The 17576-nt window shown below is 42.8% G+C and carries 17 protein-coding genes; 12 read left to right on the forward strand and 5 right to left on the reverse strand.

The window, feature by feature from the left end:
* Window positions 1–57: 57 nt before the first annotated feature.
* On the forward strand, window positions 58–609 hold the full coding sequence (locus BAE46_RS04080; RefSeq protein ID WP_006002404.1) for a peroxiredoxin family protein: 552 nt from the start codon (window positions 58–60) through the stop codon (window positions 607–609).
* Window positions 610–670: 61 nt separating this feature from the next.
* Here BAE46_RS04080 and gmk read toward each other — a convergent pair whose 3' ends face one another.
* Window positions 671–1312, reverse strand: a complete 642-nt coding sequence (gene gmk / locus BAE46_RS04085; protein ID WP_006002405.1) for a guanylate kinase — start codon at window positions 1310–1312, stop codon at window positions 671–673.
* 257 nt (window positions 1313–1569) lie between these two features.
* On the opposite strand from gmk, the gene BAE46_RS15080 reads away from it, so the two are divergent.
* From BAE46_RS15080 to nagZ, 9 genes are all read left to right on the forward strand, one after another.
* Entirely contained in the window at window positions 1570–1695 is a 126-nt protein-coding gene (locus tag BAE46_RS15080) for a frataxin family protein (RefSeq protein ID WP_006002406.1), read from the forward strand.
* Window positions 1692–2381, forward strand: coding sequence for an alpha/beta hydrolase (locus tag BAE46_RS04090; RefSeq protein WP_006002408.1), 690 nt, complete (start codon window positions 1692–1694; stop codon window positions 2379–2381). Before BAE46_RS15080 ends, BAE46_RS04090 begins: the two co-directional genes overlap by 4 nt.
* 35 nt (window positions 2382–2416) lie before the next feature.
* On the forward strand, window positions 2417–3391 hold the full coding sequence (gene hemC, locus BAE46_RS04095; RefSeq protein ID WP_006002410.1) for a hydroxymethylbilane synthase: 975 nt from the start codon (window positions 2417–2419) through the stop codon (window positions 3389–3391).
* A 15-nt stretch (window positions 3392–3406) separates the two neighbouring features.
* Window positions 3407–4153 (forward strand): uroporphyrinogen-III synthase, encoded by a 747-nt coding sequence (locus BAE46_RS04100; RefSeq protein ID WP_006002413.1) that lies wholly within the window; start codon window positions 3407–3409, stop codon window positions 4151–4153.
* Window positions 4150–5424, forward strand: a complete 1275-nt coding sequence (locus BAE46_RS04105) for a uroporphyrinogen-III C-methyltransferase (RefSeq protein WP_006002415.1) — start codon at window positions 4150–4152, stop codon at window positions 5422–5424. Before BAE46_RS04100 ends, BAE46_RS04105 begins: the two co-directional genes overlap by 4 nt.
* A complete protein-coding gene (locus BAE46_RS04110; RefSeq protein WP_070111808.1) occupies window positions 5421–6575 on the forward strand; it encodes a heme biosynthesis protein HemY in 1155 nt (384 codons plus the stop codon). The genes BAE46_RS04105 and BAE46_RS04110 overlap by 4 nt, the downstream gene beginning before the upstream one ends.
* A 134-nt stretch (window positions 6576–6709) precedes the next feature.
* Window positions 6710–7837, forward strand: coding sequence for an alpha/beta hydrolase (locus BAE46_RS04115; RefSeq protein WP_070111809.1), 1128 nt, complete (start codon window positions 6710–6712; stop codon window positions 7835–7837).
* 29 nt (window positions 7838–7866) lie between these two features.
* A complete protein-coding gene (locus tag BAE46_RS04120) occupies window positions 7867–9183 on the forward strand; it encodes an anhydro-N-acetylmuramic acid kinase (RefSeq protein ID WP_006002419.1) in 1317 nt (438 codons plus the stop codon).
* Between the two features lie 51 nt (window positions 9184–9234).
* The gene (gene nagZ / locus BAE46_RS04125; protein ID WP_006002421.1) at window positions 9235–10251 is read left to right on the forward strand and encodes a beta-N-acetylhexosaminidase; all 1017 of its coding nucleotides are present in this window, start codon (window positions 9235–9237) and stop codon (window positions 10249–10251) included.
* Window positions 10252–10364: 113 nt separating this feature from the next.
* On the opposite strand, the gene BAE46_RS04130 is transcribed toward nagZ, so the two are convergent.
* Window positions 10365–11750 carry a M28 family peptidase gene (locus BAE46_RS04130; protein ID WP_051987259.1) on the reverse strand — a complete coding sequence of 462 codons (1386 nt, stop codon included), beginning with the start codon at window positions 11748–11750 and terminating at the stop codon, window positions 10365–10367.
* A gap of 160 nt (window positions 11751–11910) precedes the next feature.
* The gene (locus tag BAE46_RS04135; protein WP_006002426.1) at window positions 11911–12279 is read right to left on the reverse strand and encodes an MmcQ/YjbR family DNA-binding protein; all 369 of its coding nucleotides are present in this window, start codon (window positions 12277–12279) and stop codon (window positions 11911–11913) included.
* A gap of 629 nt (window positions 12280–12908) precedes the next feature.
* On the opposite strand from BAE46_RS04135, the gene BAE46_RS14280 reads away from it, so the two are divergent.
* Window positions 12909–13379: a winged helix-turn-helix domain-containing protein gene (locus BAE46_RS14280; protein WP_244884979.1), complete on the forward strand. Its 471-nt coding sequence runs from the start codon at window positions 12909–12911 to the stop codon at window positions 13377–13379.
* A gap of 282 nt (window positions 13380–13661) precedes the next feature.
* Window positions 13662–14741: a homocysteine S-methyltransferase family protein gene (locus tag BAE46_RS04145; RefSeq protein WP_083256786.1), complete on the forward strand. Its 1080-nt coding sequence runs from the start codon at window positions 13662–13664 to the stop codon at window positions 14739–14741.
* Between the two features lie 368 nt (window positions 14742–15109).
* Here the strand turns inward: BAE46_RS04145 and BAE46_RS04150 are convergent, their stop codons facing one another.
* Window positions 15110–15544: a hypothetical protein gene (locus tag BAE46_RS04150; RefSeq protein ID WP_006002433.1), complete on the reverse strand. Its 435-nt coding sequence runs from the start codon at window positions 15542–15544 to the stop codon at window positions 15110–15112.
* A 1199-nt stretch (window positions 15545–16743) separates the two neighbouring features.
* Complete coding sequence (locus tag BAE46_RS04165; RefSeq protein ID WP_070111811.1) at window positions 16744–17493, reverse strand: GntR family transcriptional regulator; 750 nt, start codon at window positions 17491–17493, stop codon at window positions 16744–16746.
* Window positions 17494–17576 lie beyond the last annotated feature (83 nt).

The raw sequence follows: 17576 nt of genomic DNA on the forward strand, positions 1-17576 counted from the left end.
CTTCAGTTATACATTTTTGCTAGCTCGTTTTTAATTAATTTAGGAGGATCAACAATTATGATTAGTTTTAAGCCGGGTGATACGTTTCCAGATGTGCAGGTAAAAACGAAAGACTCAGAAGAAACATCCCTTATTCCACGCCTTAACGAAATATCTGGTCAAACCAATGACTCAGATTGGTACGCTATTTTCGTTTATCGCGGCAAACATTGCCCAATCTGTGCCAAATATTTAAATATGCTACAAGACAAGCTAGATGCATTTAAAAAAATAAATCTTAATATCATTGCAGTTTCAGCTGACTCTATAGAGCAGCTAAACGCATTTTACACAGACCATATTAGCGACGTAGAGTATCCGGTATTCGCAGGATTAACGGTTGACGTGATGCAAAACATGGGGCTTTATTTGTCTAAGCCTCTGTCGGGCAAAGAGACAGATCATATATTTCCTGAGCCAGCGCTATTTGTAGTCAATCCAAAAAGAGAGATACAAATAGTTGAAAAATCAAATGCTCCCTTCACGCGCCCTGAAATAGACCAGCTATTAAGTGGCATTGAATTTTCCCAGAAAAACGATTATCCCATAAGAGGTGATTTTACTGTTTAGCGTGTGACGGATGACGTGTGATGGTAAAATGCACGCCTTTAAAAGTCGATTGCTTTAACCATTACTGCTTAAGTAAAGAAGCAAGCAGATCTTTGTGTCGGACTTGCTGCTGTGCTAAGCCTAAACTATGAGACTTGACGATAGTAATGAGCTGCTCTAAAGCATCGGTAAAGTTGTCATTAACAATGACATAGTCAAACTCAGTGTAGTGTGACATTTCTTGCTGCGCCTGTTGCATGCGGCTGTCTATTACGCTGTCGCTGTCGCTACCGCGGCTCACTAAGCGCACGTATAACTCTTCTTTTGAAGGAGGCAATATATAAATAGACACCACCTCAGGATTTATCTTTTTAATTTGGCGAGCGCCCTGCCAGTCAATGTCTAAAAGTACGTCAATACCCTGCGACAATTTATCACTAATGGCGACTCGCGAAGTCCCGTAGTAGTTTTCAAACACCTTTGCGTGCTCGTAAAAGGCTTCTTGCAATACCATCTGCGTAAATTGCTCTACCGTTATATAGTGATAGTGTTCACCGTTTACCTCACCTTCGCGCTTCAAGCGAGTGGTGTGGGAAACCGACAACTGCGCCGCATTAAGTAAATGGCCTTCTTGTGCACGCTGCAGCAGAGCACTAATTAAGCTCGACTTTCCTGCCCCCGACGGCGCAGCTACTATAAAAAGATTTGCGTTAGCACTTGCCATAAGACCCTACTGTTTGTTAAATAGACCAAGCCCAAATTGCTGGGCACTTGAAGTGGATACTGGCGCTTGTTAATAATCGATCCAAATATCTGCACTAAAGTCTGTGCTTTTGTTTGTCCGTTAGTTGGTCTCTTATGCTACCATAGCGACGTGCAAATTGGACAATATGAACGCTGTTGTTCATATATTTTGGTCATAAAAGTAGCGCCCTTACCCTTCAATAATTTAGGCTTGAATATTAAGGTCGTGAAAATTGTATGAAAGAAAGCGTTTATCATCAACTTATTGATGATTTGTTTATCGGCATTGAAGAAGCGCTTGACACACTTGTCGCACTTGACACACTTGACAGACTGCGCAATTTTAAGGAATTATCTGCATGACTAGTAACACCTCTTCACGTGTACTTTTACCCAGCGTGGATGTTGCCCCTAACACTGCGCACAAATCGACTATAATCTGGCTGCATGGTTTAGGCGATTCAGGCGATGGTTTTGCCCCTATCGCGCCGCAGCTTAAGCTTGATCCCAGCTTGGGCGTAAAATTCATATTCCCGCATGCTCCAGAGCGCGCGGTAACGATTAACAACGGCATGAAAATGCGTGCTTGGTATGACATAAAAAGCGCCGACATGGGCAGTCGTGCCGACATAGAAGGCGTACTTGAATCGAGCGAGCAGGTTAAGCAACTTATTCAAAATGAAATAGCAAACGGCATTCCTGCACATAAAATTATGCTTATTGGCTTTTCGCAAGGCGGCGTAATTGCGCTGCATTTAGGTACGCGTTTTGAAAGTTCGCTGGCAGGTATTGCTGCTTTGTCTACCTATATGTGTGCACCAAATTCTCTGGCCAGCGAAAAACACGCCGCCAATCAGCAAACGCCAATTTTGTGCTGTCATGGTTCTCAAGATCAAATGGTTCCCATGTCCCAAGGTAAAATAGCCTACAGCACACTGCAAGACAACGGCTATAATGCGCTGTTCAAAGAATACCCCATGCAGCACAGCGTATGTATGGAAGAAGTGCAGGACATCGCAACATTTATAACGGCACAGTTGTCAAAATAAAGCATGTTTGAACCAAACGGGATCTGATAAGCACTATGCAAAAAACAAGTATGCAAACAACAAAATCGGTCATAAGAATTGCCACGCGTAAAAGCGATTTAGCCATGTGGCAGGCCCATTATGTGCAAGACCAGTTACTCAAACACTTCCCAAACTTGACCATAGAGCTGGTGCCAATGTCGACCCAAGGCGATAGAATTCTTGATTCACCACTGGCGAAAATTGGCGGTAAAGGCCTCTTCATCAAAGAATTAGAAGTGGCCATGCAAGACGGTTTAGCCGATTTAGCCGTGCATTCTATGAAAGATATACCCGTTGCTTTTCCTGATGAATTTGGCCTGCACTGTATTTGTGAGCGTGAAAACCCTTTTGATGCGTTCGTATCAAACGCCTTTGCGCGTTTTGATGACCTGCCCCAAGGTGCTGTAGTAGGGACCTCAAGCCTGCGCAGACAGGCGCAGCTAAAAGCAGTTCGACCTGATCTGACCATTAAAGATTTACGCGGCAATGTTAATACCCGTTTACACAAGCTCGACAAGGGAGAATACGACGCGATTATTCTTGCTGCGGCCGGCTTAATTCGACTAGATATGAAAGCCCGTATTAAACATGAGCTTGATCCCTTAATGTGCTTGCCTGCCGTTGGCCAAGGCGCGGTTGGCATTGAATGTAGAAATGACGACGAAGCCCTAATTGCCATGCTGCAAAAACTCAATCATAGCGAAACCGCCCTGCGCGTTAGCGCAGAACGTGCTATGAACGCAAAGCTGTTGGGCGGTTGCCAAGTGCCTATAGGCAGCTTTGCACAATTTAGCTATGGCGATAAAAAGGGCATTGGAGAGCTGTCGATGAGCGCATTAGTTGCCTCGCCAGATGGCACAAAAATACTGAAAACTAGCGCTAAAATAAACTGTGCAGTAGACGACATTGCCGCGGCCAAAAAAGTCGGCGTTAGTCTGGCCGATGCGCTACTTTCTCAAGGTGCAAGGGCCATTCTCGACGCCTTATAAATTAGGTATATCCGCATGATTTTTTTGATTGCTAGGCCTGCTCAGAAAGCTAAGCAAACTGCGCTTTTCTTTCAGCAGCACAATCTAAACGCACAAGCGCTTGGACTGATTGACATAAAACTGGCGACAACTCACGCCTACCTTGCACAATTGAATGCGGCAAATCCCAGCTGTATTATTGTTACTTCAAGCTATGCGGCGCAGTGGCTACTGCGCGCTACGCAAAGCGCTGAGACGCGCCTAAATTTCAAGCAAATTAATTTTGTATGTGTGGGCAGTGCCAGCGCCGCATTAATCGCCAATATTGCCGATAAATCCAGATTATTTACCGCGTCACCTGAAAACTCGGAGGGTGTGCTCAACGCATCGTGTTTACGCATGGTAAACAATGCAAATATCGTTATACTAAAAGGCAAAGGCGGGCGAAATTTAATTGCCGATTCGCTTTACCAAAAAAATGCCAATATTGTTGAGTTACACGTTTATGAACGCATCGCCAATATGTCAGCAATTCATGCATTTTCTTTTGAGACCAGTAAAATTAGGTGTATTATTGCCACCAGTATTGAAATTACCGAACTTCTATTGGCCAACCTAGACCGCACTTACTTGCAAACTTGTGTGTGGATAGTCGCCAGCGAACGGATAAAAGCATATGCTTGTGCACATGGCATTGAACAAATTTTGCTTAGCCAAGGTGCCAGTAATCAGGCCCTGCTAAACTGCGCCAATCAATTAGTGAACACCAGGAGTTGCACGTGACTAAACCAACCCAATCACCAAAAGACAAGCCCAAAGAGATTGAAGACGCCACGGTAATTAAAGACACTACAAAGCCGTCAGCTACCGCGGTTGATAAAAAAACGGATACGCCTGCTAAGACCGGTGCACTGTGGTTTTTTACGAGTATAAACTTACTTATACTAATACTGATTTGTGCAGCTGCGTACTGGTACTACACACAAATACTAGGCTCTGAGACAATCAAACAAGCCGACATCGCTGCCCTTAAACAAGACTTTAAAGCGCAATCTCGTCGCGTAGAGTCTGATCTGAGTCAGCTAAAGCAAAGCGCACAAAGCCTTGAAAACAATATAGTTAGCGTGAAACAAGCAGGCTCACAAAATGTATTGAATGCAGAAAGTCAGCTCACCCAAAAAATGACAAATGTGCAAAATGAACTCATTCAAAAAATGACGAATGTGCAACAAGAACAAGTCCAAGTAAACCGTGACGCCGCCGCGATAAACAAACGTTTAGATGAAATGTCAAGCCGCAGGCCGTCTGACTGGCTATTAGCTGAGGCGAATTACTTAGTGAATATGGCGGGGCGAAAGCTTTACTTAGAAAATGACGTACGCACCGCCATCACCTTACTAAGAGAAGCAGACGCGCGCTTAAACGATTTGAACGACCCGTCATTATTTCCTGTTAGAGCCTTAATTTCAGCCGACGTTCAAGCCTTAGCCCAAATTAACGCGGTGTCAACCAACTCTATTGCTTTGGCATTAGAAGCAATGCTACCGAACTTAAGTAAACTGCCCTTAGATACACTGCAACTGCCTGAAAATACTGATTTAACCGACTTAAGCCTAAGTGAAGACGTACGCGACTGGCGTTTAAATCTTAAAAAGACGTGGCAGTCTATCGTAAACGATCTTATTTCGATTGATTATGTGAACCAGCCGCTTGAGCCATATTTAGCCCAGCGTCAGCAGTGGCTAATTGAGCAGCAGCTTAATTTTGCCTTAACCCAAGCGCAGAGCGCTGCCTTAAATGAGCAAGTAGCGTTTTATCGCTCAGCAATACAGCGCAGTATTAGTTTACTGGTAGAACACTATCAAGTGGATAATACGCAGGTCAGTCAACTTTTAGTCGCCCTACAAGAGCTGCAAAATATCGATTTTTCAAGGCAGTATCCATCAAGCCTTTCCTCGCAGGCTTCACTCAAAGCGATTATTGAAAAACGTATAGAAGGGCTCTACAACAATTCCAAAACGCCTGTTGATGATACCTTGAGTAAGCAATTATGATTAGATTTATTGTCTGTATTGCCATTTTTTTAGGTTTACTGTTTTTGGGCTATACACTAACGGCAATTGAAGGCCGCATAATTATCGATTTCGCGGGCACCATTATTCAGGCTTCCTTACTCGGTGGCTTCATTGCAGTGGTACTGCTAGTTTTGACGCTCTGGCTAAGCCTGTGGGTAATTAAAAAGTTCGTTGGATTAGCCACTGGTTCACGCACATGGATTGGCCGTTTGTCAAAACGCCAGCAAAACCAGGCGTTTTATCAAAGCATAAATGCGATGTTAATGAATGAACAGCAAGCGGCACTAAACCTTATTCGCAAAACCAAAAAAGGTAATTTTGAAGGCAGTAATTACTTAATTGCCGCCGAGCTTGAACGCCAAGCCGGCAATCTGCAACAAGCCCAAGCTGACTTAATAAGCGCAATGGACTTCCACAAAGCTGAACCACTTGCCTTAATGAAGCAGGCTGAAATATGTTTGCTTAATAATAAAAGCGAAGAAGCCATGAACCTGCTAAGCAGTGTTACGGGTAAAATTCGCAACACTAAATCTTTTATTAGCCTTAAATTGCAGGTATTAAAAGGCCTTAGCGATTGGCCACAAATTCAAGCCTTAGCAAAACAGAATAAAAGATTGCTGGGCGATGACTATTTTACCTGGGCAACTCAATGGACTACTGGCGAATTTGCCGCTATTGCCAGTAAGCATGGAGCCAACGCCTTAACAGCGCATTGGCAGCAGCTAAGCCGCAGCGAGCGTAAAGACCAAGCTAATCAGCTTATTTATTTGCAGCTATTGATTGACCAAGGCCAATCGGCCGAGGCAGAAAAAGAGCTTGTGGCTGTTGCAAGTAAGCAGCAGCATAAAGGCTATTTCAAATTATTCAAACAGCTTAACCATCCTAACCCAACGCTGGCCATTACATTTATTGAGCAAGAGATAAAGAAAAGTCCTGACGAAGCCGGGCTTTATTCAGTGCTAGCTAACTTGGCCTACAACACAGGTGATTATGCACTCGCCAAAAAAGCCGTAAGCAAAGCCCTAGATCTTGATGGTAGCGCAAGCGACAAGGCCTTATTAGCCTGCATTCTTGAAAAAAGTAATAATTTTGAGCAAGCCAATATTGTGTATAAAGGATTACTACAATAATCTGCTTGTTGCGGCAAGCCTTTCTTAGCCGCTTCTTGCGCTAACAACAGATAAATTTTGCCTTACGCTTGAAATTGAGTATGCTTTAAGATCAGCATTTTTTTCTTCATATCAAATGTCAGAGGGAGTTGCATATGTACTTAGTTACCAACAGATCTGTTTCAAACGGCACTACCATAAGAGTATTTGGCGATAAACCGAATGCTAAGGGCCCAAACGAACTTAGGATTGTAGAGGTCAACGAAGTAAATAAGAAATGGAAAGTGTCTGCGATAAAAGATGCATTAACACCCGCCCAAGTAAAGAAACTTGCCCAAGATCACCACCTAACTATAGATACCAGTTTGCCATGGCATGGATCCTTAGAAGTAGCCTGTAAGCTTTTTACCCAAGCGAGCGAAGAAAATAAAGCGATTCTTTTCTTTGTACACGGATACAACAACGATGTGTCAGATGTATTGCGCGCAGCACAGCAACTAGAGGCCCTTTATGACGTTATTGTGGTGCCGTTTACGTGGCCAGCCAACGGCGGCGGTGCTGTTTCTGGCACAGCTTCATACCTAAGTGATAAAGCAGATGCTAGAGCATCATCTGGCGCATTTAATAGATTTGTTGGCAAAATTCACTACTTTCACACCCTGCTTAGTGAAACCAATCTACTTAGCATTAAGCACAAGGTAGGAGCCAAGTATAAAGGTAATAAAAACCCAATGGCAGCTGCAGCACTTTATAGTGAACTGGTCAGTAAAGTATGCACTGTCAAAATAAACTTGCTTTGTCACAGCATGGGTAATTATTTACTCAAGCATTCTCTAATGACAAGCGACAACGTCACGAGTCAACTTGTCTTTGACAATATAAACTTAGTCGCCGCTGACACCAACAACAAACATCATGCAAACTGGGCTGACACTATAGACGTTCGCAATCGCATTCATGTGGTCATAAACGAAAACGATGCAGCACTAAGCGCCTCGCGTGTCAAACCAGGCAAAGAACAAAGAGCCCGCCTTGGTCAGTATTTGAAAAACCTGAACAGCAAGCATGTTGTATATATTGATGTAAGCGAAGCAAACGAAGTGGGAAACAAACACAGCTACTATATAAGCGATGCAGCTACTAAAAACGCTGAATTGCAGGCGGTATTTAATGACATGTTCAAAGGAAAAAGCGTTGAGAAGCGCTTGACTTATTTTGCCGCAGATAACTACTTTACGCTGCCTTATTATAAGAAACGAATCAATACTTGTGACATCATATAAATGAACTTAAGCTCACAGGAATTGTGCACATGAACGCAGCATTGACGACCCTTTCTACACTGAAAAGTAAAACGCGCATTATTGTGGGTTTAATGAGTGGCACTTCACTTGATGGCTTAGACATTGCGCTATGCGAAGTAAAAGGTCATGGCATCCATACACAACTAAGCGTTAAGCACTTTACCTGCGTGCCCTATGGCGACGAATATCTGAACAAAGTGCGCCCTTTGTTTGCCAACCCATTAGCCCCCCTGCATGAGGTCACAAAAGCAAATGCGTGGATTGCCCGAGAGCACGCAGCTATGGTGTTAGCGAGTCTTAAGCAATGGAATATTGAGCCTGCAAGCGTAGATATTCTGGCCAGCCACGGGCAAACCGTTTTTCATGCGCCCAAGACACTGCCAATGCCCCCTAATGCAGATGGCACCGCGGCGACTAGGGCTTCAGCAACACTTCAAATTGGCGACGGTTGTCACCTTGCTTATATTACGCAAATACTGACCGTAAGTGATTTCAGGCAAAAACATATTGCCGCGAGTGGCGAAGGTGCGCCATTAGTGCCCTATGCAGATTTCTTGTTATTTGCTAGCAGGCATGAAAACCGCATTCTATTAAACATTGGTGGCATTGCTAACTTCACGTATATACCTTGTGAAAATAGTTTTTCGGGGGTAGTAAGCGCTGACACCGGCCCCGGCAACACCTTAATGGATGTGGCCATTCGCCACGCCCAATATTTACAAACATCAGATGCTAATGCCACGTCACTACCGACCTTCAATCATGCGTATGATCAGAATGGAGATTTCGCTGCTAAAGGAATAATAGACGAAACCTTACTGTCGATATTTAACTTACAAGCAGCCTCATTAAACGATGCTTACCTAGGCGCGAATAAGTCCACCGGCCAAGAAAGTTATCATTTGAATTTTATGCTTGATGCAATACAAATGAACCAGACTTCTTTGCTAAAAAGCTTTCCGATAGTGGCACAAAGTTTTTGCGACTTGCTAGCAACCTTAACCATGTTTACCGCACAAAGCGTTAGTAAGGCGATAAACAAAGCTTGCTCACAGAATTTGCAAAAACACGGTGAAGATCACGCAGAAACGGTTTTGTATGTCAGCGGCGGCGGCGTTCATAATCTTGTTTTACGCAACAATATACAGCAGTGCTTGCCTAATATTAGCGTTAAGTCGGCTATCGAACTAGGTATTGATCCCGACGCTAAAGAAGCGGCCTTATTTGCCGTACTGGCCAATCAGACCTTGTTTGGCACTAGTGATGTATTTACTAATAGCGACAATATTCCCGCAACTTGCTTTGGTAAAATTAGTTTGCCCTAGCACAGGCATTCAAGCGCAATAGTAGTCATTTAATATAAAGGAGTAAATGCAGTGCCCAGCAACGTCATTGTAGGATGCAGTGCCACTAAGTTAACAGCGAGTGAGCGTGCTCTTTTTAGCGAACTACAGCCATGGGGAATTATCCTTTTTGCGCGAAATATAAGCAGTCCTGTACAAGTCACTGCCCTGATAGAAGACTGCAAAAAAGCGATGCAGCGCACCCAACTAATGGTTTTTATCGACCAAGAAGGCGGCCGCGTTTCACGCTTACCCAACACGCACTGGCGCATTCCCCCAAGCCCTACGGTATTTGCTACTATGTTCCAGCAAGATGCAGAGCTTGCTAAACGTGCCTGCTTGCTAAACGCCATGCTGACCGGCTTAGAGCTAAAGGCGCTGGGCATAAATGCAAACTGTGCCCCTATGCTTGATGTTCCACAAAAAAATGCCAGCAGCATTATTAGCGAGCGTGCCTTAGGACAAAATCCGCAAAGTGTCATCGCCTTAGGCAAGCAAATAGTCAATGGCCTAAAGCACGTTGGCGTAGCCCCTGTCATAAAACACATGCCTGGACATGGACGCGCCACCAGCGACAGTCATTTGGCGCTGGTGCAAGTAAACGCCTCGATCGATGACTTGCAAGCATGGGACTTTATGCCCTTTAACGCTTTTAATAATGAAGCCATGGCAATGACCGCGCACATCGTGTTCCAGCAAATAGACCCCGACCTACCCGCCACGGTCAGCCCCGTCGTGATTAACACCATTGTGCGCGGCTTAATTGGATTTGACGGCCTTATTATGACCGACGACATCAATATGCATGCACTATCGGGCACTGTTTCGTCGCGCGCGCAGCAAGCTTTTGGCGCAGGCTGCGATATCGTTTTACACTGCAGCGGAAAGCTCGACGAAATGGCATCGCTACTGCCAATAGCCAGTTGTATTGAAGGGAAAACCCTGCAAAGAACGATAGCCGCGCAAAATATAGCGTTTGAAGATATGTCTGATATATCTGCTGCTGATATAGAAAAAGAATTAGCGCACCTTATGAGAACGGCAAGCTAAACGGACTATTTGTACTAAAGACGACTACAAGTAAGCTTATAATGTAAAGCTTACTTGCAATCGTCTTAGATATGACACTACCGGATATTTTTCTTGCAGGATAAAAAGCTCAGTTAATCCTCTTCAGACCTTGTTTTTGCCTCAGGCCTAAAATCAGCAGTCGCGTCGGCAGCCAAATATGCGGTCACTGCATAGGCGGCGACGTTCTGCTTTAGCTCCTCGGGTATAATTTTATCTAGCGTGTCGTCTGGTGTGTGGTGATAATCAAAATAGTCCATACCGTTTTGTTCCAATCGAATGGTGGGCACACCTGCGCGCGCCATCGGAATTATATCTGGACCGCCTCCGGGTACATCACTGCCGCCGCGCACTATGCCTAAGGGCTCAAGAATTTTACCAATGGCATCAATCGTCGCATTAGCGTCTGGGTTCACATTAGAGACTAAGCGCCAAATAGTGCGCGCACCAAAATCTGACTCGGTAGCCAAAACATGATTATGTAGATTATCTGCATGCTTCTTGGCATAAGCAAAAGCGCCCAGTAATCCAACTTCTTCTGCGCCAAACATCACCACTCGAATAGTGCGTTTTGGCCTAGTGGGCAATTCGGCAATCAGTTTTGCAGCCGCAACGGTAATACCAATGCCTGCGCCGTCATCTAAAGCACCGGTTGCTTCGTCCCAACTGTCTAAGTGCCCGGCTATAAGCACAATTTCCTCTGGGCGCTCACTTCCAATCAAGTCCAAAATGACATTACCGCTGCTCACGTCACCTTTCCACTGTGCTGTTGAGGCTATGCTAACTTTCAAAGGCTCGCCTAGCTTATATAAGCGGCGTAGCTGATCCGCGTCAGGATTAGATAGTGCCACGACTGGAATACTGGCCCACTTGTCCTCTAAGGCACTCATCATGCCAGTGTGTGGAAAGCGCTGAGAGTTTGACCCCACAGACCTAATCATAAGGGCTAGGGCACCGCCGCGCTCGGCATGCTGCCAACCAACCCTACGCTTTTGATTTGATGGGCCATAACCGGCACCTGTTTGGCTGGGCACCATGAGGTCACCGTCGATGAACGCGACTTTACCTGCCAAATCGCCGCTTTTAACGTAAGCAATTTCATCAAGATTTCGAAAGTAGACAATAGGCGCATCAATATTATTGGTCGAAGCGCCTGAGCCACCTAAAGCTGTTGCGTATAGCTCTTGTGCATAAGGAGCACTTAGTGCGACCTTGAGTTCACCACGTACCCAATACGGCATGGTAAATTCTTCAACTGACACACGATCAAAACCGAGTTCCTTGCCAAGCTTTACGCCCCAGTCACGAGCGCGTTTTTCAGCCTCAGAGCCTGCCAGTCTTGGGCCAATTTCTGTGGTCAAAGATTCTACAATTTCATACGCTAAATCGCTTTTTAAGGCTTTTTCCATTAACGCTTGTGCATTTGCTTTTTGCTGCTCATTAATAAGATCTGTGGTGGTCGCTTTGGTATGCACGGTCATAAAGGCGATTGCTAAAGCCATAGCAAAGCCTGCATAAGATTGAACAATCGGAAGTTTCATAGCGTTCTCTTTAAGGAGATAGGAGTAAATATAGCGGTAGACGATAATACATATGCTTAGTGTATTCAACCGGTAGAATTTTAGTTTCCCTATTTAGCACTTAAGCGCCTTGATTAAGTCCAAGTTCCTTTTGTAGTTTTTTGCTAAAGCCTAAGGACACAAGGCGATACGACTCATCTAAATAATATATCAATTCTTCATCTAAAGAGGCTGGCGCGTTATATTGTTGTATCCACTTCATACCTCTAGAGGCCATGTAAGGCGCAGGTCGATAGCCAAGTTTATCACTTAAAAAGTAAAAATTAAGCGCAGAGGTTTTAAAGCTTATGCCTAAATGTCCAAGCTTGTCGATATTAGCCAGCGCAAATACCTTACCGCCTACTTTATATACACTAGACCCACCCCACTGCACTACATGGCTAGTGGCAGCTTTAGCCGCACAAAGCTGATTAAAAGATTCAATATTCATATTCGTTTACTCATCAAATGTAAATAAAAGCTAAGCTTATTCGAACTTTAGGTAAAAAAGAGCGGTGTGAAACACCTTTTCTTACCCCAAGTTAGCTTACTTCCAACACTGGCACATTCAAGACAAGTAGCCTGTTCAACACTTAATTGTTGCAGGATGGCTACAAAAATTTCGAATAAGGAACCTATTGAGGCGTGATTTCCCTGAAAGGCTTAGCATAAAGTCAGCTGCTGTCAACTGGCAACTGGCGACTGTATGCAGACTTAGAGCATCAAATCCTTAAAACTGTGGTAGAAAAAGGCTGCTAATTCCGCAATATTAAATACAAACCTCACCAGCACGCTGGGTATTCCAGTGCTTAGAAGATATTACCACTATGTACTGATCAGATCATCCGCCATTAGTGGTAAAATTACAAATACGCAATTAAAACATCATTTATTGCTTGGGTGAAAATATCAGAAAATTTATTTTTAAAGTGGATGTTGAATATCAGCTATTTATTATTTTTATAATTTTTTATAATTTTTTATAATTTTTTATAATTTTATATTTGTAGACACACCTTCGCCCGTTGTATAAACAGTACCCCGCAACAAAGAATGTTGTTATAATGCGGCAGGCCAGAGATGACTGATAAAAGGTTTTTAAAAAACAGGTATATAATTAATAACTCAGAATACATTAATGATGACATATCAATTATAGACACATTATATAAAATGGGTAATCAACCTAAATATCAGGTTAGTATGAGTCACAGTAATTCTATTTGTGTTGCGTTTTGTTTTAATTGTCCGTTTAAATACGATGATCTAATACTTTCAGAAGGGATTGTTGTAACCCGAATAAATATTTCTATACATGGTGAAAAAAGCCAGATAAACCAAGCAAAATATAGGATGTTATGCGCGTTTCATCGGTATAAAGGGGAGGTGTTAAGTAGAGACTTTTTAGTTGAATATGTTTGGGGAGCACAAAATAAAGTCCTTAATAATGTAAATGTAACGATTTCACAATTACGAGGTCTGTTAAGGCATAGCGAGATAGAAATATTAACCATCCACGGACAAGGCTATTTGATGCTTAGTAAGGACTAGCGTAAGTACAAACTACGACTAGTATACCGTCTATTTTGGTTTAACTAGCAAATAGAACTTGTAAAGTTTATTTTAAACTCGCCGTTATTGCCAACTGCACGTTAACGTCTAAATCGACATACAAATGAGGCTGTAAAGTCAAGGTGCTTCGTGAGCCATTTCTGCTCGAATTACCCAATATGAAACTTGTACTTAAATACAATGAGCAACAATGACGACTGGTAGAAGGTAATGGATAATGCGTTCCGTTTTTAGTTGGCTATTTTTGAGTGAGTAGTCTAGGTGGAGGCCTGTCAAAAGTCGTATCGCTCTTTTGTTCTGGTTGAATTAGCAGGACACATCAATAAAGGCCCTGTAATTTGCGCAGAAGGGTTTCTTTTCGAATTAGAACGTCGCGGTTACTTAACAGCAGGTGAGTTTGTGCCAGAAGTTGCTTTGGAACACCCGGAAGTATTAGAGTCATTGCACCGTGATTTTCAGCGTGCAGGCTCTGATATCGTAGAAGCTTTTACTTACAATGGTCACCGTGAAAAAATGCGTGTTATCGGTAAAGAAGAGTTGCTAGAACCATTAAATCGTGCAGCGTTAAAAATTGCTAGAAAAGTAGCTGACAGCAAGCCAGGCAACCTTATGGCTGGTAACATCTCAAATACTAACATTTGGCATCCAACTGATACAAACAAGCAGCAGGAAGTGCGCAGCATGTTTGAAGAAATGGTTGGCTGGGCTGTTGAAGAAGGTGCGGATATTATTATTGGTGAAACTTTCTACTATGCAGAAGAAGCTTACACCGCATTAGAAGTGGCTAAGGCTAGTGGCTTACCAGTCATTATTACGTTGGCGCCAATGGCAAGCAACCAAATGCAAGACGGCGTAAGTGTAGTAGAGACTTGCGTAGAGCTTGAAAAACGTGGTGCAGATGTAGTTGGCTTAAACTGTTTTCGCGGTCCTCAAACGATGTTGCCATACCTCAAAGAAATACGTGCTGCGGTATCTTGCCATGTAGCCGCCTTGCCAATTCCTTACCGTACTAACGAAAAGGAGCCGACTTTCTTTAACTTATCTGACCACGATAGCTGTACTTGCCCTGCACCACATGGTCGTGCATTCCCGACAGCATTAGACCCGCTTTACTGTAACCGCTATGAGATTGGACAATTTGCAAAAGATGCCTATGCCCTAGGGATTAATTACTTAGGTGTTTGCTGTGGTGCATCGCCAATGTTGCTTCGTCAAATGGCAGAAGCAGTAGGTATTACTACTGAAGCGAGTCGTTTTTCTGAAAATATGTCAAATCACTTTATGTACGGTTCTAACGAGCGTCTGCCTGAAAACATTAAAGCCTTAGGTGATAAAGCGTAAAGCATGCATAAACTACATATAAAGAAGTGTTAACCAATCTTAATAACTTTTATTCATCATGTTTGGTCAAGGCCTCATTACTCTTATCGGTGTATGGGGCCTGTGCGTTGTGTGGCGGTAAACCTTACTAAGGACCTCTTAGTAAAACAATCAGTAATTATCAAATCTGGTCCGAGCAAAATTTTAGGGCTTTGTTGGGTTTAATTGCACCAGCACTTGTCCAACTAAAACATCGTAGCCACGTAGCTTATGAAAATCAATTCGCAAGAACAAGACTATTAAATGTCAATTACCTTGGCCTGTCGTATTGCCTCGTTAAAAAAAACTATTAATCCTAAACCCTATTTAGCTGAGTCTAGAGCATTAATTCAACCATTTTCTCTTCGTAACCTTTGGTTTGTATTCGCCATTTCTGAATCCTTCGTCGCAAGGGTTCGAGTATGATCTTTGGAGAATTCACCAGGATATTTATTAGACAACCATTCAATTATTTCACGAGCATAAGTTTCTGGTTGCAACTCAAGTTTTAATTTCACTTCATCCCAGACCTGTTCAAACGGATCTATTCTTGTTCTATAGTTCCTTGGAAGATTGCGGTTACCTTTTGGTTTATTGTAATTAAAGTAATCAATTTTAGTGGAATCGTCCAATTTTGTTTCTTGTGCTGTCACGTCATTGGGTTGATCTTCTTCAGCTATAACGTCAACCTGAGCATTATTATGCCAAGAAAATTGAAATAAATTCTGTTGCAGACGTTTTAATTCGGCCAAAATTTTAACGGGGTCGAGTGTAAGATATTCCACTTCAAGTTTTTCTTTTGTTGTTGCTGAAACAGATGCAACTTTAATTAATCGTTGATATGGCGTCAGCGCTTGGTCGTTTTTCTTATGAGTTCGAGCTCGTGTAAAGGTAATTTGATTATTCTCACAGTAATCAAGAAGCTCATAATTAATGGATTCGCTACCTCCATTGTATCAAGACCTTTTAAGTCGAAGGGAAGTAGTTTTCTCGTAATGTTTATTCCACCAATAACATTACTAGCACTCTTTTTTACTAGCGGCATACATTCAAGCCAACCGGTAGTGACATCTGCCATCGTCAAGGTATTCAGAAATGCGCCTCTTGGGTCGCCACCACAATGCGCAACTAACTCCACTTCAAAAAAATTAGGTGATACGTCGTCCCAATCTGCAAATGTACGAACTTGTATTTGATTTTTCCAAAGAGTACCTGTTTTGCTATGGCTAATGCCATCAGCATGGCGTTGCCTCTCAACTTGAAGTAGTCAATCAACAGAAGCAGGACTTACCTTTAAAAGCTTATCTCTAACCTCTTCAGTTATTCGAAGGTGACCGTGGCGTTTCATGGCGCTAACTAAGTTAGAAATAAAAGGTACAAAGCGCTTCGAGCATATTTGATTGGCGGTATTCCAAACAACGGTAAGTACATGAACAAACTGTTCATCTTATATTTGTGTGCCTGGCCGCTTACGTTTACGCTCGTGCGGAGGAAGCTGAATTTTCTTTGATAGTAGCAAAGTAGCATATTTTCTTTCATACCCAGTTGCAGCAACAAACCCATCCAATATTTTGGTTTTTTCAGATTTAGAGGCTCTACCATATGAATTATTTACCCCGAGTATCATTTCTCGTCTCGCTGACAGACTCATCATTTTAGTCATAAATCACCAATTCAATCCTATTTTTAGTTTGATTTTTAATGAGTCAATGAGTGTCTCATAGTTTGGTAATTAGTCAGTCAATGTGGCGGCCAAGCAAATTGTCGTCAAATATTGGATACATGAATAGGCATTCCTGAGTAGGCTATGTATGTAGAGCGGGCACTGAAATTAGAGGTTAAAGGCTTCGTTCTGAAAGAGGCCAGCGGTGATTATTTAGTCAATAGCCTTTATAAAATAATGGCGGGGGAGTATAGCGCGTTATAGATCCCGAGCTGGCGATAAGTAAGGCGGCAAACAGTCGCTGTTTCAAACTTTGCTTGCTCATTTTGATTCTACTAAATAATGATATTTATCACTTCTACAGCGACTTATTCTAAATTCAATTATTTTCCCATCAATTGAATGGGCTATGCGCTCCACCTCTAAAAGTGCTTCACCAATATGGATAGCCAGTAGCTTTGCGTCTTGAGCACTGGCTATATCCGCTTTAATACGGTCAGTGGTGTCTTGCACAGTAAGGTTAAATTGAGTTTGATAAAAATGATAAAGCGTGTGCGGTAAATCTTCGAGCCCTTCTAATTCGCGAAAATAAACATATGGCAAATATATCTTTTCAAATATACAAAATTCGTTGTTAAGAATTCTGCGTCTAAGGACCTCAAATACTTTCATATTCGCTTTAGCCCCAAACGCACTGACAACGTTTTTAGGTGCTTTTATAAGTGTAAGCGATAGCAGCTCTGCTTTTGGTAATTCGGGCGTTTTTCCATCACGGATGATCGGATAAAAACGGTAAAGGCTATGCTGATTTGTATGCTCCGATACAAACGTTCCTACTCCCTGTCGACGGGTGAGTATTTTAGTCCCCGTTAAGCCATTGAGTGCCTTTCGAACGGTTCCTTGACTAACACCAAGCTCTTCTGCGAGCTTAAACTCATTAGGTAACATCTCGCCCGGCTTCCAACGCTGCTCTACAATAAGCTGCTTAACATGCTCTTCAACCTGCATATACAGGGGCTGAAAGGATAAGCCTGTTTGGCTGAGTTTATTGTCAAATCTGTTATTGTTCATAAATTCACTAAAATAAGCTTAAGAAAAAGAGTCGGTATAAAGTGACTAATAGCGGCAATATTCTGCTGCAGTTTACACGTTTG

The sequence above is a fragment of the Glaciecola punicea genome (genome assembly GCF_001756615.1).
GTDB lineage: Bacteria > Pseudomonadota > Gammaproteobacteria > Enterobacterales > Alteromonadaceae > Glaciecola > Glaciecola punicea.